Raw genomic sequence first — 20,072 nt, 5'->3', positions numbered from 1 at the left:
GACGAAGGACAGTCCGATGGGCTTCGAAGGCCAGGATTTCGGCGATATCGCCAGTGGGGTCAGCCCCGCTTTCATCGAGTCGCTCTACGCGCGCTACAAGACCTCGCCCGACAGCGTCGAGCCGGCGTGGCGCGGCCTGTTCGAAGGCCTCGACAGTGCGCCGCAGGGCCCCAGCTGGGAACAGGCCAGCTGGCCGCTGACCTCGACCGATGATCTGACCGCCGCGCTTGATCCCACGCAGATGGAGCCCGCGCCCAAGCCCGCAAAGGGCGGCGCGAAGCCTGCGCCCGTCCCCGCCGAGGCCGCGCCGCAGGTCGACGTCACGCGCGCCGCCGCCGACGCGATCCGCATGCAGCTCTTGATTCGCACCTACCGGGTGCGCGGCCACCTCGCCGCGTCGATCGATCCGCTCGGTCTGATGAAGCGCGATCTGCCGGCGGATCTCACGCCCGAATATCACGGTTTCTCCGGCGCGGATCTCGACCGTCCGGTCTATCTCGGCGGTACGCTCGGCCTGCAATGGGCGAGCGTGCAAGAGGTCGTGGCGATCCTGCGCGCGAACTACTGCGGCAATGTCGGCCTCGAATATATGCACATCGCCGATGTCGAGGAGCGCCGCTTCCTGCAGGACCGCATGGAGGGCAAGGACAAGGCGATCGACTTCAGCCCGCTCGGCAAGAAGGCGATCCTCAACAAGGTGATCGAGGCCGAGCAGTGGGAGAAATTCTGCGGCAAGAAGTTCGTCGGCACCAAGCGCTTCGGTCTCGACGGCGGCGAATCGATGATCCCCGCGCTCGAAAGCGTCATCAAATACGGCGGTGCGCTGGGCGTGCGCGAGATCGTGTTCGGCATGGCGCATCGCGGCCGCCTCAACGTCCTCACCAACGTGATGGCGAAGCCCTACCGCATCATCTTCCACGAATTCGGTGGCGGTTCGGACAATCCCGATGACGTCGCGGGTTCGGGCGACGTCAAATACCATCTCGGCACCTCGACCGACCGCGAGTTCGACGGGATCAACGTCCATATGTCGCTGGTCGCCAATCCTTCGCATCTCGAGGCGGAGGATCCGGTCGTGCTCGGCAAGGTCCGCGCGATCCAGACGATCGCGGGCGATCTTACCGAACATGCCGCCTCGCTGCCCGTGCTGATCCACGGCGACGCCGCGTTCGCGGGGCAGGGCATCGTGTGGGAATGCCTCGGCTTCTCGGGCATCCGCGGCTACAATACCGGCGGCTGCCTGCACTTCATCATCAACAACCAGATCGGCTTCACGACGAGCCCGCAATTCGCGCGCTCCTCGCCCTATCCGTCGGATGTCGCCAAGGGCGTTCAGGCGCCGATCTTCCACGTCAACGGCGACGATCCCGAGGCCGTCACCTTCGCCTGCAAGATGGCGATCGAGTTCCGCCAGCGCTTCCACCGCGACGTCGTGATCGATATGTGGTGCTATCGCCGCTTCGGCCATAACGAGGGCGACGAGCCGGGCTTCACCCAGCCGCTGATGTACCAGCGGATCCGCCAGCATCCGCCGGTCAGCGAGGTCTACGGGGCGCGCCTGATCGAGCAGAAGGTGGTCGATCAGGCCTGGATCGACGACAATGTCACGCAGTTCACCACGCTGCTCGAAGGCGAGTTCGAAGCGGGCGCGAGCTACAAGCCCAACCGCGCCGACTGGTTCGCCGGCCGCTGGTCGGGCCTCCATGCCCCCGCCGACGCCGAGACCGCGCGCCGCAGCGTCGAGACCGGCATCGACAAGAAGCTGTTCGATTCGCTCGGCCGCACGCTGACGACGATCCCGGAAGGGCTGACGATCCACAAGACGCTCGGCCGTGTGCTCGATGCCAAGCGCGAGATGTTCAAGTCGGGCGCCAATTTCGACTGGGCGACCGGCGAGGCGCTGGCGTTCGGCTCGCTGCTGTCGGAAGGCTATGGCGTGCGCCTGTCCGGTCAGGACTCGGGCCGCGGCACTTTCTCGCAGCGTCATGCGGTATGGATCGACCAGACCGACGAACACAAATACCGCCCGCTCTCTACGATCGAGCATGGCAATTTCGAAGTGCTCGACTCGCCGCTCAGCGAATACGGCGTGCTCGGCTTCGAATACGGCTATGCGCTCGCCGATCCCAAGACGCTCGTGCTGTGGGAGGCGCAGTTCGGCGACTTCATGAACGGCGCGCAGATCATGATCGACCAGTTCATCGCAAGCGGAGAGGCCAAGTGGCTGCGCGCCAACGGTCTCGTGATGATGCTGCCGCACGGCTACGAAGGGCAGGGGCCGGAGCATAGCTCGGCGCGTCCCGAGCGCTTCCTGCAGCTCTGCGCGCAGGACAATATGCAGGTCGCCAATTGCACGACTCCGGCGAACTTCTTCCACCTGCTGCGCCGTCAGATGCACCGCAGCTTCCGCAAGCCGCTGATCATCTTCACGCCCAAGTCGCTGCTGCGCCACAAGCTCGCGGTGTCGAGCGCCAAGGATTTCCAGGGCGACAGCCACTTCATGCGCATCCTCTCCGATCCGTCGGCTCCGGCCGACAAAGACGTGAAGCGCCTCGTGCTCTGCACCGGCAAGGTTGCGTACGATCTGATCGAGGCGCGCGACGCGCACGGCGACAAGAACACCGCGATCGTCCGCATCGAGCAGCTCTATCCCTTCCCCGGCGAGCCGCTCACCGCGCGGCTGGAGAAGCTGACGAACCTGGAAACGGTCGTGTGGGCGCAGGAAGAGCCGAAGAACAACGGTTACTGGTCGTTCGTCGAGCCCTTCATCGAGGAAAGCCTGACCGCCGCCGGCAGCAAGGTGGCGCGCGCCAAATACGCCGGCCGTGCCGCCGCCGCATCGCCCGCCACCGGCCTGATGAAGCGCCACCAGGCGGAACAGGGCGCGCTGATCGCCGACGCGCTCGGCCACAGCGTCCGTGAGGAAATCCGCCGCACCCGCGACACCAAGGCCCCGAAGCCCGGCCGGGCCAACGCCTGACTTTAAGAAAGCGAGATCATGGCAACCGAAGTCAAAGTCCCCGTGCTGGGCGAATCGATCACCGAGGCGACGCTGGGCGAATGGCTCAAGCAGCCCGGCGATCCCGTGAAGCAGGATGAGCCGATCGCCAGCCTCGAGACCGACAAGGTCTCGGTCGAGGTGCCCTCGCCGGTCGCGGGCGTGATGGGTCAGCAGGCGGTCAAGGTCGGCGACACCGTGCTGGTCGGCGCGATGATCGCGACGATCGATGCGGGCGACGGCAAGGCCGCACCCGCCGCCGCGTCCGCGCCAGCCGCTACCGCCGGCCAGCAGGCCCCGGCTGCATCGTCCGACACGCCCGCAGCCCTCTCGCCCTCGGTACGCCGCGCCGTACTCGAAACCGGCGTCGATCCTTCCACGCTCAAGGGCACCGGCAAGGACGGCCGCCTCACCAAGGACGACGTGCTCTCCGCCGCCTCGGCCCCGGCCGCTGCGCCTGCACCGAGCGAGACGCCCGCCGTCGCCCCGTCGGTCGCCGCCGCCACCAGCCGCACCGAGGAGCGCGTCCGCATGACGCGCCTGCGCCAGACCATCGCCAAGCGCCTCAAGGATGCGCAGAACACCGCGGCGATGCTCACCACCTTCAACGACGTCGACATGACGGCGGTGATCGAGGCCCGCGCCAAGTACAAGGATCTGTTCGAGAAGAAGCACGGCGTCCGTCTCGGCTTCATGGGCTTCTTCGCCAAGGCCGCGTGCATGGCGCTGAAGGACATCCCCAGCGTCAACGCCAGCATCGACGGCGACGAGATCGTCTATCACGATTACGCCGACATCTCGGTCGCGGTGTCGGGCCCGGGCGGCCTCGTCGTCCCCGTCATCCGCGACGCCGACAAGATGACCGTCGCGCAGATCGAAAAGACGATCGGCGATTTCGGCAAGCGCGCCAAGGACGGCACGCTGAAGATGGAGGAGATGAAGGGCGGCACCTTCACCATCTCCAACGGCGGCGTGTTCGGCTCGCTGATGTCGACCCCGATCATCAACCCGCCGCAGTCGGCGGTGCTGGGCCTGCACCGCATCGAGGACCGTGCGGTGGTGGTGGACGGTCAGATCGTGATCCGCCCGATGATGTACCTCGCGCTCAGCTACGACCACCGCCTGATCGACGGCCGTGAGGCGGTGACGTTCCTGGTCGCGCTCAAGAACGCGATCGAGGATCCGACTCGTATCCTGATCGACCTCTAACCACATATCCCTTGTGTCCCCACGAAGGCGGGGACCCAGACTGGGTTCCCGCCTTCGCGGGAGCTAACGAGGCGCTAGAAAATGGCAGACTACGACTTCGACGTTATCGTGATCGGCTCCGGCCCCGGCGGGTACGTGGCCGCGATCCGCGCCGCGCAGCTCGGGCTTCGCACCGCCTGCGTCGAAAGCCGCGAGACGCTCGGCGGCACCTGCCTCAACGTCGGCTGCATACCGTCGAAAGCGATGCTGCACGCGTCGGAATATTTCGACGCCGCCGCCAATGGCGCGATGGCGAAGATGGGCATCAAGGTCACGCCCGAGCTCGATCTGCCGACGATGCACGGCCAGCGGCTCGACGCGGTCAAGCAGCTCACCGGCGGCATCGCCTTCCTGTTCAAGAAGAACAAGATCGAGTGGCTCAAGGGCACCGGCTCCTTCGTCGACAAGAACACCGTCGCGGTCGGCGACAAGAGCTACACCGCCAAGGATATCGTCATCGCCACCGGCTCGTCGGTCACGCCGCTGCCGGGCGTGACGATCGACCAGAAGGTCGTCGTCGATTCGACTGGCGCGCTCGAACTGGCGAAGGTGCCCGCGCATCTCGTCGTGATCGGCGGCGGCGTGATCGGGCTCGAGCTCGGCTCGGTCTGGCGCCGCCTCGGCGCGAAGGTGACGTGCGTCGAATTCCTCGACCAGATCCTGCCGGGCTTCGACGGCGACGTCCGCAAGGAAGCCAACAAGATCTTCAAGAAGCAGGGCATCGAGTTCAAGCTCTCGACCAAGGTGACGGGCGTCATCGTCAAGGGCGACAAGGCGACGCTCACCGTCGAGCCCGCCGCCGGTGGTTCGGCCGAGACGATCGAGGCGGATGCCGTGCTCGTGTCGATCGGCCGCCGTCCCAACACCGATGGCCTCGGCCTCGACAAGGTCGGCATCGCGCCGAACGCGCGCGGCCAGATCGAGATCGATCACGACTTCAAGACCAGCGTGCCGAACATCTGGGCGATCGGCGACGTCGTCCCCGGCCCGATGCTCGCGCACAAGGCCGAGGACGAGGGCATCGCGGTCGCCGAGAACATCGCCGGGCAGACGGGCATCGTGAACCACGACGTCATCCCGTCGGTCGTCTACACTTGGCCCGAGATCGCCGGTGTCGGCCTCACCGAAGAGGCGGCGAAGGAGAAGGGCGAGATCAAGGTCGGCAAGTTCCCGATGCTCGCCAATTCGCGCGCCAAGACCAATCACGAGCCTGACGGCTTCGTGAAGGTGATCGCCGACGCCAAGAGCGACCGCGTGCTCGGCGTGTGGGTGATCGCCAGCGTCGCCGGTACGATGATCGCCCAGGCCGCGCAGGCAATGGAATTCGGCGCGACGAGCGAGGACATCGCCTACACCTGCCACGCCCACCCGACGCACAGCGAGGCGATTAAAGAGGCGGCTATGGGCGTAAGAGGCAAGCCGATACACATTTAGCCTGCGGCTAAATGTGTATGCGCGGCGAGCCGCGCAGGCTTGCCCGGCCGGCGGCGCGGGAGCGCTGTCCGACGGGGCGGGCTTTGCCCGCGGCTGGCGGCTACACATTGCGAAAATCTCCGAGTTGCGACATTCTTCCACGATGCAACTCACAGGCTTCCCTCGCATCGCCATCGATCCCGGCATCTGCGGCGGACGCGCGACCGTCGTCGGTACGCGCGTGCGCGTGACGGATGTGCTGGAAATGCTCGCCGGCGGTGCGACCCCGGGCGAGATCGCCGCCGACTTTCCCTACGTTACTGAGGACGACGTGCGCGCCGTCCTCGCTTATGCGGCGCGCCACTAACACTCCTCCCGTCACCCCGGCCTCGTGCCGGGGTCCAAGGTTCCGCGAGCGCTACGGCAAGAGGCTCAGGCGGATCGCCTGCCGCCCGATGGACCCCGGCACAAGGCCGGGGTGACGGTTGCGATAGGGATGGCGGATGTCGCCTAGTGGCGAAAGGGCGACTTTCTGCTTACTCAAGCGGCATGGCTGATACTCCCGAACTGCCCGCATCCCCGTCCGCCGCGAGCTTTGTTCCGGGCGATTTATACGAGGATGTGTTTTATCATCCGTGCCTCTGCGTCGCGGTAGACGAGGAAAACGACGGTATTTGGGGCATTTCTTTGATAGATGGCTCTTATCCACGGTCTACAAGCCTCCTCTTTTCTGTCCCACGAAAACTTGCCGTGGAAGAAGCGTGGGAAATGAAACGGAAGCTTCAAAAGATCGCATTGCCGGAAATGCCGAATTAGGGGGCGTCCCACCCGACACCAGACACACCGCCCCCATTCCGCTAAACCCAGCCCCATGCCGCACCTCCCGCATCTCCCCCACCTCCTCCACTGGCAGTTCGGCTCGATCCTGCCGTGGCTCGATCTGCTCGGCATCGCGATCTTCGCGATCACCGGGGCGCTCGCCGCCACGCGCCGGGGCGACGTCGTCACCGCCGCCTTCTTCGCGCTGGTGACGGGTGTCGGCGGTGGCTCCGTGCGCGATCTGCTGATCGGTGCGCCGGTGTTCTGGATGCATGATCCCTACGTGGCGCTCGTCTGTCTGGTGATGGCGGTGCTGGTGTGGGTGACGCCGGGGCGCTGGTGGCAGGGGAGCGCGCTGGCGTGGCTCGATGCGGTCGGGCTGGCGGCCTACGCGGTGTTCGGCGCGGCCAAGGCGCTCGATTTCGAGATCCCCGCCGTGCCCGCCGCGCTGATGGGCGTCATCACCGCCTGCGTCGGCGGCATCATCCGCGATGTGCTGGCCGGGCAGCCGTCGATCCTGCTGCGCGCCGAGCTCTACGTGACGGTCGCGGGCGTCGCCGCCGGGCTGTTCGTCGCGCTCGTCACCGGCGGCGTTCCGCAGACCGTGGCCGCCGGGATCGCGGCGGTCACCGGCTTCGCTCTCCGCGCGGCGGCGATCCGCTGGGGCATCGCGCTGCCGTATCGCGGCGAGCGGTAAACCTTAAATCCTCCCCCGCCAGTGGGAGGATTTAGGTCATCTCGCGATGCCTATGGTCGCCGCCGCCGTATAGCCCGCGCTCGCGCTACCGGTGAAGGCAGGCGTCATCGCCGCGATCTGCGCGCTCGTATTGTCGCCGAACACGCCGTCGCTGCCGGTCGATACGCTCGCGTAGCGCGTCGCGCTGCCCGCATAGGTCGTGGTGTCGGCATAGACCGCATTGCACGCCGCCGCCGGCATCGCGAGCTGCGAGGTCAGCACCGAATAGCGCCCGCTCGTCGCGTTCGACAGCGACGAGAACACCTCGAAATGCATGTGCGGATAGCGCCCGTCGTAGCAGCCGGGGAAGATCGTCGTGAACGTCACCTGCCCGTTCGCATCGGTCACCTGCACCCCGCGCAGATAGCTTTCCGCCGCCGCCGTATAGAGCGAGTAATTGCCCGCCGCGTTGCAATGCCAGAGGTAGATCGCATAGCCCGACAGGGGCGCGCAGGCCGAGTTCACGTTCACCAAGGTCAGCGTGATGACCACCTTCACGCCTGCCGCCGTGTTGGTCGAGCTGATGAAGCTCGCGCGGATATCGCTGCGCACGATGCCCGATACGGTCAGCACGTTGGAGGTCGATCCGCTCGCGGTGTTGGTGCCGTCGCCGGGATAGGGCCCGGCGGTCTCGGTCGGGTCGGCGATGCAGGAGCCGCTGGTGGCGGTCGTGGTCGGCGTTGGCGTCGCCGTCGCGGATGCAGTCGGCGTCGGCGTGGCGGTGGCGCCGGTGCTGACGACGGTCGTGCCGGAGCTCGATCCGCCGCCGCTGCACCCGGCGATGATGCCGGCGGTGCCCGCGCCCGCCAGCCATTTCAGCGCGCGCCGCCGCGCGATCATCGCCTCCATCACCTGAAGGTCTTCGGCCAGACTGTGCCCGTGGTGCTGCGTCATATACGTCCCCTCGAAATCGATAGGGCCGCTATGGCCGCGAAACCGCGCGCGCGGATTTCGCCGTGTCGCGCGATTATTTCAGATTATTTCACCGTCGGCAGCGTGACGGTCGCGCGCGCGCCGGGCCCGTCGGTGCGATTGCCGAGGCTCACGCTGCCGCCGTGCGCCACCGCGATCGAGCGCACGATCGACAGGCCGAGCCCGCTGCCGCCCGTCTCGCGGTTGCGCGAGGGGTCGCCGCGCACGAACGGCTCGAACAGGCGCTCGGCGAGCGCGGCGTCGATGCCCGGCCCGGCATCGTCGATCGTCACCGTCACCAGCCGCCCGGACACGTACCAGGTGATGCGCGCCTCGCCGCCGTAGCGCAGCGCATTGTCGATCAGGTTCTGGAACAGCCGCCGCAAAGCGCCGGGGTCGCCGCGCACGATCGCGCGCGCGCCGGGCGTCAGCGCGGCTTCCGCGCCGGTTGCGGCGGCATCCTCGACCAGCGCGTCGAGCAGGCTTTCGAGATCGACGCGCGCGCTCGCCTTCTCCTTCGCCTCGTCACGCGCGAGGCTTAACACCGCGCCGATCATGCCGCGCATCTCGGCGATATCCTCGGCGGCGCGGTCGCGCGCTTCGGCGGGCAGGCTCTCGACGCGGAAGGCGAGGCGCGACAGCGGCGTGCCGAGATCGTGCGCGATCGCCGCCAGCATCTCGGTCCGCGCCGCCGCGTGGCGCTCCAGACGCGCGTGCATCGAGGCGACCGCGCCGGTCAACTCGACCACCTCGCGCGGTCCGCTTGCGGGAAGCGCCGGCAGCGGGGCCCCGGCATGCGCCGCGCTCGCCGCCGCCGCCAGCCTGCGCAAGGGGCGCGAGATGGCGCGCGCGATTAGCCACGCCGGCGTCACCAGCAGCGCGAGGATGCCGAGCATCGCCGCCAGCGTCACCAGATGCCACTGGGTCAGCCACGGTCCCGGAGCGACGCTCACCGTCCGCCACCCGCTGCCCACTGGCGCGGCGGCGGTGAACGCGCCCAGGATCACGTCCGGGAAGGGCTGGCGCTCCTCGGCGGTCCACAGCCGCACGCGGTCGGCGGGCACGCCCAGCACGCTCGCGATCTGCGCCGTCCGGGCCGGATCGGCGTGCCAGCCCTTGGGCTGCGCGGGCGGCTGCGCGGCATTGAGGATGACGAAATTCACCGTCGCGCGCCGCCAGGGATTAGGGCCCGGCCCCTGCATCCCCGGCCCCTGTGGGGCGCGCGCATACGGCGGGGGGCCCCCCGGCTTCCCCGCCGCATCGAAACCCGGCCCGAAGCCAAAGGCCGGCCCGCGCGGCTGAGTGCCGGTCTTGAGCGCTTCCGCCACCCGCCACGTCAGCGCGGGCGCGGTGCGCGGCGGTGGCCCGATGAAGGTGATCGCGAAGAATCCGATCGTCGCGAGCAGCACCGTGCCCGCGACGAGCGCGAAGATCGCGACGGCGATCGAGCGGCCCCCGGCCGTGGCGGGCATGTCAGCCACGCGTCACGTCGGCGGTGAACAGATAGCCTTCGTTGCGGATCGTGCGGATCAGCTCCTCGCCGCCCGAGCGCGACAGTTTTCGTCGCAGCCGGCTCACCTGCACGTCGATCGCGCGGTCGAAATGCTCGGTATTCTCGCCGCGCGACAGATCGAGCAACTGGTCGCGCGTCAGCGTCCGCCGCGGCCGCTCGACCAGCGCGAGCAGCAACCGGAACTCGCCGTCCGACAGGTTGATGACGGTCTCTTCGGGGTCGATCAGCTCGCGCGCGACCGGGTCGAGCCGCCACCCCGCGAAGCGCAGCGAGGGCCGCGCGGGCGCCACTGCCGCCACGCCGCGCCCGCGCCGCAGCACCGAGCGGATCCGCGCCAGCAGCTCGCGCGGGGAGGCGGGCTTGGCGATGTAATCGTCCGCGCCCAGCTCCAGCCCGATGATCCGGTCGATCTCCTCGCCGATCACCGACATGATGATGATGGCGGGCATCGTCGCGCGGTCGAGCGAGCGCAGGATCGTCAGCCCGTCCTCGCCCGGCATCATCACGTCGAGCACGACGAGATCGTATTGCGCCCGCGTCAGCGCGGCGCGCATCGCGGGCCCGTTGGCGGCGACGTCGACGATATAGCCGTGATCGGTCAGGAACGACGCGGTCAGGTCGCGGATGCCGGGATCGTCGTCGACGATCAGCAGGCGGGTCTCAAGATCCACGGAAAGGGCGGGTTGCATGGCGCATGGCTATCGCAGGGACTTATCCGCCGTGTTGCGGCCCTGCAATGTTCGCGCAAATGTCACGCGCTGTTGCGCGCGCGCCACACTTACTTCCTGGCGGGCCTGGCCGGGGCCTTGGCGGCGGTCGCCTCGATCTCGACGAGGAAAGCCGGATTGGCGAGCGCCACCACCTGCGAGGTGATCCGCGCGGGCTTTTTCGGCTGCTGCGGCGTGCCGTAGACCTGGCGATAGGCCTTCATCATCCCTGCGAAATCCATCTTGCCGCCGCCCGGTCCCGGCACGCCGACCAGCAGCACGCGCATCATCACCACATCGCCCGGACCCATGCCGTGTTCGGCCAGCGCATCGTTGATCTTCTTGAGCACGGAGCGCGTCTGCGTCTCGGTGTCGCCGAAGCGCGACGGATCGTTCTCCGCCATGCCGGGGATGGGATCGGGCGTGAGGCCGCTGACATAGACCAGCGTCGATCCCGCCGGCAATGCCACGCTGGTCGAGATCGCGGCGGAGGCCGCACCCTTGCGGACGATCTCCTGCGCCTGTGCAGGGCCGGCGGCCAACGCAAGCGCGGTGGCGGCGATGAAAAGCGAACGCATCGGTGAAACTCCCCCCGGTAGTGACGCCGCCACCTTATGCCGCGCCGCCACGGAGGCAATACGGGAGATGCCGGAGTCGGGGCAGTCCTAGCGGTCGCGCCGCCCGCCGCCGCCGCGATCCCCGCCACCGATATGCGGGGCCTGCGGCTGCGGCATCGGGCGGGGGGCCTGCATCTGTGGCTGGGGGCGTGGGGCCTCCATGCGCGGCTGCGGCCGGGGTGCCTCCATCCTCGGCTGCGGGCGCGGCGCTTCCATGCGCGGCTGCGGGCGAGGGGCCTCCATCCTCGGTTGGGGACGCGGCGCTTCGACCCTGGGCTGCGGCCGTGGTGCGTCGAAACGCGGTTGCGGGCGCGGTCCCTCGAAGCGGCGCTGCGCTTGCGGCTGTGGAGCTTGTGGCCGCTGAGCCTGAGCCTGCATCCGCGCCGCCTGCTGTTGCTGGCGCTGCGCGAACATCGCCCGGCGCTGGTCGCCGCGCTGCTGCCCCACCTGCTGCGCCTGTTGGCGCGCCTGTTGCCGCTCGGCAAAGCGTTGTGGCGCTTGCTGCGGTGGGGCTTGTTGTGGCCGCTGCTGGATCGGCGGACGGGCCCGCGCGGCATCGGCCTGCTGGCGTTGTGCCGCCTGCTGCTGTTGCCGCGCCGCGAACCCGGCCTGTTGGCGCTGTTGCGCCTGCATCTGCTGGTTGCGCTGCTGCTCCGCTGCCGCGCGCTGCTGCTCGCGCGGATCGCGCCCGGCTGCCTGCTGCTGCTGGAAGCGCTGGCGGTCGGCCTGTTGGCGCGCCGCGGCCTCGGCTTGCTGGCGTTGCGCCTGTTGCTGGCCCGCCTGCTGCTGGCGCTGCGCCTGCATCTGTGCCGCGCGCTCGGCATAGAGCCGCGGCGCTTGCCCGCGGAAGCCTTCGCCCTGCCACGTCGCGAAGCGCTGCGCCGCACCCGCCCGCGCCTGACGCTCCTCGGCGAAGCGCCGCTGGTCGACGGCACCCTCGTTGCGGCTGCGATAGGCGCGCCACGCGGCATCGTCCGCCCGCGCGCGGTCCCATTCGGCGCGTCCGGCCGCAACCGTCGCGCGTCGCGCCGCCCATTGCGCCGCCACCACGCCGCGCCGCGCGCGCGTATCGGAGGCCTGCCGCAGCGCCCGCGCCCGCGCATAATAGCGCGAGGCCTCGTCCGCCCGCCGCGACGCCTCATAGGCCGACAACGCGCGCCCGCCGCGATCGTAGACCGTCACGATCCGCCCATCGCGATAGCCGTAGGAATAGGAGGGATCGCGCACCAGGTACGGCGCATCCGCACCCGGATCATAGTAATAATAGCGATATCCGCCGTCGATCGGCTCGGCATAGGTGCGGTATCCGCCCGCCGTCTCCCAGCCCCACGGCTCGACCCCCTCGTCATAGTCGAAGTAATAATCGGGCGGCGCGTCGCCGATCGTGTCGCTGATCCGGTCGGCGCGGTCGATCCACGCATAGCGCTCGTCGTCTGGCGCGGTGGCGTAGCCGAGCGGGCGCACGCGCGGCAGCGCGGCCGCACCGGGGGCATAGCGCACCGGCGTCGCCGGGCCTGCCGCCAGCGGCTGCACATCGGGCAACGGCGGCAGGGCCGCCGCGCTGGTGCTATTCGCCAGCAACGCTTGCTGGTCCTGCGTGCCCTGCTGCCCGCAGCCGCCGATCATGACGGCCAGCGCCAGCGCGCTCGCGGTCAGCGAAAATCCTCTCATATTGGCCATCGTCGTGCTCCTTGGGTCGCCGAAACGATCCCCGAAGCTCGCACAACGCCGCGGAACCGCATCTGGGCGCATCGTTCACCGGAGGTTGGGAAAGGGGGCGCAACTCCCGCGCCGTTTCTTTCTCGTTAACCCTTTCTTAACCATGAGAGCTTAGCAATTCGTTAACGGCGGCAGGCCTGAACTGCGGCCGGGAGTTTCGCAGAACCGGGAAGGAATCCACATGCGTCGCATGGCGCTTGCGCTTATCCTCTTGTCCGCGCTCGCCGCCTGCACGGCGGGGGGCGGTCATCCGAAATCGGCGGCCGCGAGCGCGGTCGTAGAGGTCGCGCCGGTCCCCGCGTGGAAGGCGGTCGCGACCGATGTCGATCTGGCACGGATCGGCGCGCTGCCCGGTGTCTGGACCCATGCCATCGCTGGTCTGAAGAAGGGCGCGCGCGCCACGCTCGCCACCGAAGGCGCGCTGCTCGATCCGGCGGCGGCAAAGGATCTGCCCGCGCTCCCGCCCGGCCCGTACCGCTGCCGCCTGCTGCGCTTCGACGCGCGCGGCGGCCTTATCGGCTTCAAGCCCGATTTCTGCGTGGTGACGGGCGACGCCAAGGGCATCGCGCTGACCAAGCAGACCGGCAGCAACCTGCCCGGCGGCTGGCTCCACCCGGACGGCGATCACCGCCTGATCTTCCTCGGCGCGCAGCGCGCCGCCGCCGCCGACACGCCGCCCGCCTACGGCACCGATGCCGCCGCCGATCTCGCCGGCGTGATCGAACGTGTCGATGCCTTCCGCTGGCGCCTCACCCTCGCCCGCGCCGGCAAGGGCGCGCTGCTCGACGTCTACGAGCTGGTGCCGGTCACGCCCGAAGTGCCCGGCGCGACGCGCGCGGTGCCCGCCCCGACGCCGGTCGCGGCAAAGGGTTAGGCGGGTTCGGACGTTGCCTGCGGGCTTGTCGTTGAATGAACCTCTACTCAACACGGAGCGGGTGAAGCACTGGCGCGAATGATTGTCGCGAGGGTCTCGGTCTTGCTGAGGGTTAGCGAAATATATCCGTCGCGACGCCTTGGCGGCGGGAACATTGCATGCGTAGCGATGGTTCTACTGTTTGAAAAAACACAGCTTTTTTCACCAACAGGAGAACCTCCATGTCCGTGCTTGACCAAGTGATCGCCGCCGTCACACCTCCAGAGAGCAACGAGGCACGGCTGGAAGCGCGCGCCAATGCACAAGCCGTTGCGGTACCGGGCGGCTGGTTCGCCATGATCCTGGATCATCATCTGCTGCTGGAGGATGCATTCGCCGCGACCAAGGCCGCGCGTGACGCAGCTTCGCGTACCGCCGCGCTCAAGCATCTTGGCGTGATCCTGACGGGTCATGCGATCGCCGAGGAAGCTGTGGTCTACCCCGGCCTCGGCGAGGCGGGCGAGAAGGGTCATGCCACGCTGGGGTATAACGAGCAGGTTATGGTGAAGATGCAGATGGCCATGCTCGAAAAGCTCGATCCGATCAGCCAGGATTTTGACGACAAGCTCGAGCACATCCGCGGCGCGGTCGCGCACCATATGTACCAGGAAGAAGGGACATGGTTCATCGAGTTGTCGGAAAAGGCACCGGCGGCGGATCAAGCAATGATTACGCAGCGGTATCAGGAGGAATGGTCGCGCTATGTCGGCGCGGACGCCTGACATCGGGCGATAAGGTTTCGTGCCGCTGATCCATGGGCCGCCCCGCAAGGGGCGGCCTTACGCTATGTCGATATAGAAGTTGCTCGCCCGATCGCCCGCTTTCCGTTCGATGATCGGTCGGGGTGGCGCTTTTCCCGCCCGCTTCCTATTTCTTCCTCTGGCAATCCTCCCGGAACAGAAATAGAACCTTCGGCTATGCTGACTCATATTCAGAAGCATCGGTGTTCCGAATGCTGACTCACATAAGCGTGCGCGGCGCGCGCGAGCACAACCTCAAGGACGTGAGCGTGGATATCCCCCGCGACACGCTCACGGTCATCACCGGGCTGTCGGGGTCGGGCAAGTCGAGCCTCGCGTTCGACACCATCTATGCCGAGGGTCAGCGCCGCTATGTCGAGAGCCTCTCGGCCTATGCGCGCCAGTTCCTGGAGATGATGCAGAAGCCCGATGTCGATCACATCGAGGGTCTCTCGCCCGCCATTTCGATCGAGCAGAAGACGACCTCGCGCAACCCGCGCTCGACGGTCGCGACCGTGACCGAGATCTACGATTACATGCGCCTGCTGTGGGCGCGCGTCGGCATTCCCTATTCGCCCGCCACCGGCCTGCCGATCGCCGCGCAGACCGTGTCGCAGATGGTCGACCGCGTGATGGCGCTGCCCGAGGGCACGCGGCTCTACCTGCTCGCCCCCGTCGTGCGCGGCCGCAAGGGCGAGTATCGCAAGGAACTCGCTGAGTGGCAGAAGGCCGGCTTCACGCGCGTCCGCATCGACGGCGAGCTGCACGAGATCGAGGAAGCCCCCGCGCTCGACAAGAAGCTCAAGCACGACATCGAGGTGGTGGTCGATCGCATGGTCGTCGGCCCCGACGCCGCGACGCGCCTCGCCGACAGTTTCGAGACCGCGCTGAAGCTGGCGGAAGGGCTGGCGTACGTCGATCTGGTCGATGCCACTGTTTCTCCCCTCCCGCTTGCGGGAGGGGTCGGGGGAGGGGCTGTCCGCGAAGCACCGCAAGAGTTCGTGGCGGAAGGCAACATGCCCTCCCCCAGCCCCTCCCGCGAGCGGGAGGGGGGCAAGATGAAGGGCACCGGCATCCCCGCCAACCGCATCGTCTTTTCCGAAAAATTCGCCTGCCCGGTCAGCGGCTTCACCATCGCCGAGATCGAGCCGCGCCTCTTCTCCTTCAACGCCCCGCAGGGCGCGTGCCCGGCCTGCGACGGGCTCGGCGAGAAACTGCTGTTCGACGAGGAACTCGTCGTCCCCAACCACGCGCTCTCGATCAAGAAGGGCGCCGTCGTCCCCTGGGCGAAATCCAACCCGCCTTCGCCCTATTACATGCAGGTGCTGGGCAGCCTCGCGCGCGAATTCGGCTTCAGCCTCGACACGCCCTGGGCGGACCTGCCCGGCGAGGTGAAGCTCGTCATCCTCCACGGCACCGGCGGCAAGCCCGTCACGCTCACCTTCGTCGACGGCCGCAAGTCCTACGACGTGAAGAAGCCGTTCGAGGGCGTCATCGGCAACCTCAACCGCCGCATGCTCTCCACCGAAAGCGCGTGGATGCGCGAGGAGCTCTCCAAGTACCAGAGCAGCGCGCCCTGCGAGGTCTGCCACGGCGCACGCCTCAAGCCCGAGGCGCTGGCCGTCAAGATCGGCATGCGCGACATCTCGTCGGTCACGCGCCTGTCGGTGGTCGACGCGCTCGCCTGGTTCACTGCCATCCCGGAGGAACTCACCGACCAGCAGCGCGCCATCGCCGAACGCATCCTCAAGGAGATCCTCGAACGGCTCGGCTTCCTCAACAACGTCGGGCTCGATTATCTCAACCTCGATCGCACCTCGGGCACGCTCTCGGGCGGCGAGAGCCAGCGCATCCGCCTCGCGAGCCAGATAGGTTCGGGACTGTCGGGCGTTTTGTACGTTTTGGATGAGCCGAGCATCGGCCTCCACCAGCGCGACAACGACATGCTGCTCGCGACGCTGCGCCGCTTGCGCGATCTCGGCAACACCGTGCTGGTGGTCGAGCATGACGAGGATGCGATCCGCACCGCCGACTACGTCATTGACATGGGGCCGGGCGCCGGCGTCCACGGCGGCAGCGTCGTGGCGCAGGGCACGTTCGCGGAGGTGCTCGCCAACCCGAACAGCATCACCGCCGATTACCTCTCGGGCCGCCGCGAGGTTCCCGTCCCCGCCAAACGCCGCAAGGGCAACGGCAAGAAGCTCACCGTCCACGGCGCCACCGCCAACAATCTGCGCAACGTGACGGCCAGCATCCCGCTCGGCACCTTCACCTGCATCACCGGCGTGTCGGGCTCGGGCAAGTCGAGCTTCACCATCGACACGCTCTACGCCGCCGCCGCGCGCACGCTCAACGGCGCGCGCGTGCTGGCCGGCAAGCACGAGAAGGTCACCGGGCTCCAGTATCTCGACAAGGTCATCGACATCGATCAGTCGCCGATCGGCCGCACCCCGCGCAGCAACCCCGCCACCTACACCGGCGCCTTCACCCAGATCCGCGACTGGTTCGCCGGCCTGCCGGAGGCGCAGGCGCGCGGCTACAAGCCCGGGCGCTTCTCGTTCAACGTCAAGGGCGGCCGCTGCGAGGCGTGCCAGGGCGACGGCCTGCTCAAGATCGAGATGCACTTCCTCCCCGACGTCTACGTCACGTGCGACGTCTGCCACGGCGCGCGCTACAATCGCGAGACGCTGGAGGTGAAGTTCAAGGGTCTCAGCATCGCCGACGTGCTCGACATGACGGTCGAGGATGCGGTCGAATTCTTCAAGGCCGTCCCGCCCATCCGCGACAAGATGGCGATGCTGGCGGAAGTCGGCCTCGGCTACGTCAAGGTCGGCCAGCAGGCGACGACGCTCTCGGGCGGCGAGGCGCAGCGCGTGAAACTGGCGAAGGAACTCTCCCGCCGCGCGACCGGCCAGACGCTCTACATCCTCGACGAACCCACGACCGGCCTGCACTTCGAGGACGTCCGCAAACTGCTCGAAGTGCTCCACGCGCTGGTTGAACAGGGCAATTCGGTCGTCGTCATTGAGCATAACCTGGACGTGATCAAAACGGCGGACTGGGTGATCGACCTAGGCCCGGAGGGGGGTGTCAAAGGCGGCGAAATCATCGCTGAGGGCACCCCGGAAAAGGTCGCCAAAGAACCGCGATCGTTCACCGGGAAATACCTCAAGCCGCTTTTGACACGCGCCGCCGAGGCAGCCGAATGACGATAACAGCGTGGTGGTGAGTCTCGGCGAACTTTACGGGGCGTATCTGCAAGGATGTTGGGGAAAACAATGCACCCAAATAAGCATATGATCGATTATATCATGCTTCCAATGCCTTATTGACCATATCAACAAAATCTGTTGTGTCCGCAAAGTAATTTCGGAATGTTACCCTCATATTGTCAAAAGAATCCGCGCGAACGAGTACGACGTCGGCCGTATTGGACATGCGTTCCTCTAATGCGTTGTATCGCTCAATTGCCCTAAAAACATTGTCAAACGAATATACTTCAAGGTCGCTCATATTTTCGTCCTCTACCTTTACATAAGGGAAAACGAGAACATTATTTTTCCGGAAATCAATATCGACCACTTTAGTATTTACACGACGGAATAATTCAATAATCCGAGTCTGGAACTCGCATTTGTTAAAGCGATCTTTTAGTTCGGCTATAGAAAGACTTGGGAAGCAGGATGTGCTTCCTTCAAAATATCGCGCGATTAATTCGCTGGCAAGCTGAAATTGTTCAATGAGTTCAGGACTACCCTGACCAAATTTTGGTTTGTTGAGTGTAAGAAGGCCCGCAACTTCTACGGCTGTTGACCAGGCGTGCTGAGCAAAGGTTCGAAATTGTATTTCAACATTTAGCCCGTTCCAAGTTTTTCCGCCTTCAGACCTCACATCATATTCATAGACTTCGTGTATACCGCGACAGCCATCTGGTTTCGGGTTAACAAGGTAATTCCAGCGCTCTTCGTTGTCAGCTCCCCTTCTTCTATGGTTGAATCTCGCATGATGAAGATCATTTCTGAACGCCAAAAGTTGCTCAACTGTATCGAAAATAATCCGACATCCCGCAATGTCGTGCATCCTAGCTAGTTGCATGTCTGGAAATCTGCGAACTTTATTCTCGATAGTTGCGCGTCGTTTCAGTCTCGTACCGACTACAGCTGTTGTTTCTCTTGATCTATTCCTAAGAGTAGCTTGGAACGTATTCAAAACGTAGGCGTGCGACGCGCGCCAGTTTTCCATGACTTCAATGTCTTCTGGTGTTGGGTTTCCCTCGCCGATGGCACGGCCAGCGCGATTGACGCGGTTTTTTGAAAATTTTGGTGACACCCAACTGACCATATTGGCCAAGTAGCAAGCAAACTGAATGGGTGGAATAGACTAAGTACGGCGATCAATACCGTCGAGCGCAATGTGGACTCTATATCCGGCAGGAAAAGCTGTTAGAACTTCGCCAATGACCAAGCTCACCCCAATCGAGTCCGAATTCGCCTCGACCGAGGAAGCCGAGGCGTATGATGCGTGGTTCCGCGCCAAGGTCGAGAAATCGCTGGCGTCCACCAAGCCGCGTATCCCTCACGATCGGGCAATGGCGATGGCGCAGGCGGTGATCGACAAGCATAAGAACAAGTGACGCTTTTCGTCGAGTGGACGGATGAGGCGACGGAGGATTTGCTCGGCATCCTCGACTATATCGCCGAACGCAACGTATCGGCCTCGGAGCGCATCAACGCGCTGATCCAGCACACCGCCGAACGCCTGCCCGATCACCCCTATATCCACCGCCCCGGCCGCGTGCCCGGCACGCGTGAGGCGATCGTCCATCCCAACTACATCCTCGTCTACCGCGTCGGGGAGGCGGCGATCGAGGTGGTCGCGGTGCTGCACGCGCGGCAGCAATATCCCTGACGCTCTCGGCGGGCACCGTCCGCATCAGCCCGCCGCGGCAAAGCCGCGTCGTCGGACGGCGCTGTAGCGCCGCCGGCCGGGCGCGCCTCCGGCTTTGCCGGGCTCGCGATTAGCCAACGCTAATCTCTCGCACAGCGCTCTGTCCTACAGCCCCCGATCTGGCATATGTACCCTTTTCGTTCTTATAAACGAAAGGAGCATGTCATGCCAGACCACATCCCAACGCCCGAGCGGCCACACCCGCTCTCCCGCCGCACCGGCATCGTCGACAACGCCTATACCGGCCCGGAGCAGGAGGCGCGCGACAATTGGCAGGCGCTCGTCGACGCCCGCCTCATCGGCACCATCCCTGAAATCGCGTCCGAGCATCTCGCCAACATCCATGCCTGGGAACGCGCGCTCGGCGTCGGTCCTCACGCGCGCCGGAGCGTGTGGTGAAGCGCGCGCGCAAGCCGGCAGGCATATGCCCGCGGTGCCAGTCGACCGTGTCGCTCGATGCGCTGCGCGAAACGCTCAAGCACAAGCTCGACGTGCTCGCCGCGCGCCTGAAACGGGAGGCGCTAGCGCGGGGCGAGGTCTGGCCCGCCTGGCGGGATGATGGCGTGCAGCCCGAAGGCGACGAACCGGACGCGCCCGAACCCGCCGAACCGGGTCCGCCCCCCGCGCCATCCGATCCCCACGCCGCGGCCATCGCCTTGCTCGGGCGCTGGGATGCGCCGGGGGACGGCACGTGACGCCGCCGCCCTCGGAGGGCGCCAGCGGGGAGGACGCAACCCCGCGGGCCGGCGCTTCCGGCCCCGGCGCGGCGGCGGCGTGCGCGGAGGTGCTC

Annotated in this window: 19 protein-coding genes; 13 read left to right on the top strand and 6 right to left on the bottom strand. The window is 66.5% G+C overall.

The window, feature by feature from the left end; translation table 11 throughout:
* Positions 1-16: 16 nt before the first annotated feature.
* The 6 genes from Q5H94_RS13180 to Q5H94_RS13155 all read left to right on the top strand — a co-directional run bounded on the left by Q5H94_RS13180 (position 17) and on the right by Q5H94_RS13155 (position 7,175).
* Complete coding sequence (locus tag Q5H94_RS13180) at positions 17-2,980, top strand: 2-oxoglutarate dehydrogenase E1 component (protein WP_304561744.1); 2,964 nt, start codon at positions 17-19, stop codon at positions 2,978-2,980.
* An 18-nt stretch (positions 2,981-2,998) separates the two neighbouring features.
* Positions 2,999-4,207 carry a 2-oxoglutarate dehydrogenase complex dihydrolipoyllysine-residue succinyltransferase gene (odhB, locus tag Q5H94_RS13175; RefSeq protein ID WP_304561743.1) on the top strand — a complete coding sequence of 403 codons (1,209 nt, stop codon included), beginning with the start codon at positions 2,999-3,001 and terminating at the stop codon, positions 4,205-4,207.
* 81 nt (positions 4,208-4,288) lie between these two features.
* Positions 4,289-5,680 carry a dihydrolipoyl dehydrogenase gene (gene lpdA / locus Q5H94_RS13170; protein ID WP_304561742.1) on the top strand — a complete coding sequence of 464 codons (1,392 nt, stop codon included), beginning with the start codon at positions 4,289-4,291 and terminating at the stop codon, positions 5,678-5,680.
* Positions 5,681-5,822: 142 nt separating this feature from the next.
* Positions 5,823-6,026 (top strand): DUF433 domain-containing protein, encoded by a 204-nt coding sequence (locus Q5H94_RS13165; RefSeq protein ID WP_304561741.1) that lies wholly within the window; start codon positions 5,823-5,825, stop codon positions 6,024-6,026.
* 182 nt (positions 6,027-6,208) lie between these two features.
* Positions 6,209-6,475 carry a hypothetical protein gene (locus Q5H94_RS13160; RefSeq protein ID WP_304561740.1) on the top strand — a complete coding sequence of 89 codons (267 nt, stop codon included), beginning with the start codon at positions 6,209-6,211 and terminating at the stop codon, positions 6,473-6,475.
* A 55-nt stretch (positions 6,476-6,530) separates the two neighbouring features.
* Positions 6,531-7,175, top strand: coding sequence for a trimeric intracellular cation channel family protein (locus Q5H94_RS13155; protein ID WP_304561739.1), 645 nt, complete (start codon positions 6,531-6,533; stop codon positions 7,173-7,175).
* 36 nt (positions 7,176-7,211) lie between these two features.
* On the opposite strand, the gene Q5H94_RS13150 is transcribed toward Q5H94_RS13155, so the two are convergent.
* The 5 genes from Q5H94_RS13150 to Q5H94_RS13130 all read right to left on the bottom strand — a co-directional run bounded on the left by Q5H94_RS13150 (position 7,212) and on the right by Q5H94_RS13130 (position 12,643).
* On the bottom strand, positions 7,212-8,108 hold the full coding sequence (locus Q5H94_RS13150) for a dioxygenase family protein (RefSeq protein ID WP_304561738.1): 897 nt from the start codon (positions 8,106-8,108) through the stop codon (positions 7,212-7,214).
* Between the two features lie 83 nt (positions 8,109-8,191).
* Positions 8,192-9,598 carry a sensor histidine kinase gene (locus tag Q5H94_RS13145; protein WP_304561737.1) on the bottom strand — a complete coding sequence of 469 codons (1,407 nt, stop codon included), beginning with the start codon at positions 9,596-9,598 and terminating at the stop codon, positions 8,192-8,194.
* Between the two features lies 1 nt (position 9,599).
* The gene (locus Q5H94_RS13140) at positions 9,600-10,328 is read right to left on the bottom strand and encodes a response regulator (RefSeq protein WP_304561736.1); all 729 of its coding nucleotides are present in this window, start codon (positions 10,326-10,328) and stop codon (positions 9,600-9,602) included.
* Positions 10,329-10,417: 89 nt separating this feature from the next.
* Positions 10,418-10,924, bottom strand: a complete 507-nt coding sequence (locus Q5H94_RS13135; RefSeq protein WP_304561735.1) for a Rid family hydrolase — start codon at positions 10,922-10,924, stop codon at positions 10,418-10,420.
* 87 nt (positions 10,925-11,011) lie between these two features.
* Complete coding sequence (locus tag Q5H94_RS13130; protein WP_304561734.1) at positions 11,012-12,643, bottom strand: hypothetical protein; 1,632 nt, start codon at positions 12,641-12,643, stop codon at positions 11,012-11,014.
* A gap of 229 nt (positions 12,644-12,872) precedes the next feature.
* On the opposite strand from Q5H94_RS13130, the gene Q5H94_RS13125 reads away from it, so the two are divergent.
* From Q5H94_RS13125 to uvrA, 3 genes are all read left to right on the top strand, one after another.
* Positions 12,873-13,556 (top strand): DUF4893 domain-containing protein, encoded by a 684-nt coding sequence (locus tag Q5H94_RS13125; RefSeq protein WP_304561733.1) that lies wholly within the window; start codon positions 12,873-12,875, stop codon positions 13,554-13,556.
* Positions 13,557-13,777: 221 nt separating this feature from the next.
* A complete protein-coding gene (locus tag Q5H94_RS13120; protein ID WP_304561732.1) occupies positions 13,778-14,317 on the top strand; it encodes a hemerythrin domain-containing protein in 540 nt (179 codons plus the stop codon).
* Between the two features lie 230 nt (positions 14,318-14,547).
* Entirely contained in the window at positions 14,548-17,544 is a 2,997-nt protein-coding gene (uvrA, locus tag Q5H94_RS13115; protein WP_304561731.1) for an excinuclease ABC subunit UvrA, read from the top strand.
* 100 nt (positions 17,545-17,644) lie between these two features.
* Here uvrA and Q5H94_RS13110 read toward each other — a convergent pair whose 3' ends face one another.
* On the bottom strand, positions 17,645-18,676 hold the full coding sequence (locus tag Q5H94_RS13110) for a RelA/SpoT domain-containing protein (protein ID WP_304561944.1): 1,032 nt from the start codon (positions 18,674-18,676) through the stop codon (positions 17,645-17,647).
* Positions 18,677-18,791: 115 nt separating this feature from the next.
* Here Q5H94_RS13110 and relB point away from each other — a divergent pair, with 115 nt between their 5' ends.
* From relB to Q5H94_RS13090, 4 genes are all read left to right on the top strand, one after another.
* The gene (gene relB / locus Q5H94_RS13105; RefSeq protein ID WP_304561730.1) at positions 18,792-18,968 is read left to right on the top strand and encodes a type II toxin-antitoxin system RelB family antitoxin; all 177 of its coding nucleotides are present in this window, start codon (positions 18,792-18,794) and stop codon (positions 18,966-18,968) included.
* Positions 18,965-19,243: a type II toxin-antitoxin system RelE/ParE family toxin gene (locus Q5H94_RS13100; protein ID WP_304561729.1), complete on the top strand. Its 279-nt coding sequence runs from the start codon at positions 18,965-18,967 to the stop codon at positions 19,241-19,243. Before relB ends, Q5H94_RS13100 begins: the two co-directional genes overlap by 4 nt.
* 204 nt (positions 19,244-19,447) lie before the next feature.
* Entirely contained in the window at positions 19,448-19,681 is a 234-nt protein-coding gene (locus tag Q5H94_RS13095) for a hypothetical protein (protein WP_304561728.1), read from the top strand.
* Positions 19,678-19,977 carry a hypothetical protein gene (locus tag Q5H94_RS13090; RefSeq protein WP_304561727.1) on the top strand — a complete coding sequence of 100 codons (300 nt, stop codon included), beginning with the start codon at positions 19,678-19,680 and terminating at the stop codon, positions 19,975-19,977. The genes Q5H94_RS13095 and Q5H94_RS13090 overlap by 4 nt, the downstream gene beginning before the upstream one ends.
* Positions 19,978-20,072 lie beyond the last annotated feature (95 nt).

The organism is Sphingomonas immobilis (assembly GCF_030580995.1).
GTDB classification, from domain to species: domain Bacteria; phylum Pseudomonadota; class Alphaproteobacteria; order Sphingomonadales; family Sphingomonadaceae; genus Sphingomonas; species Sphingomonas immobilis.
Note: the sequence above shows the minus strand (reverse complement) of the source record. Positions and strands in the feature narration are given on the sequence as shown.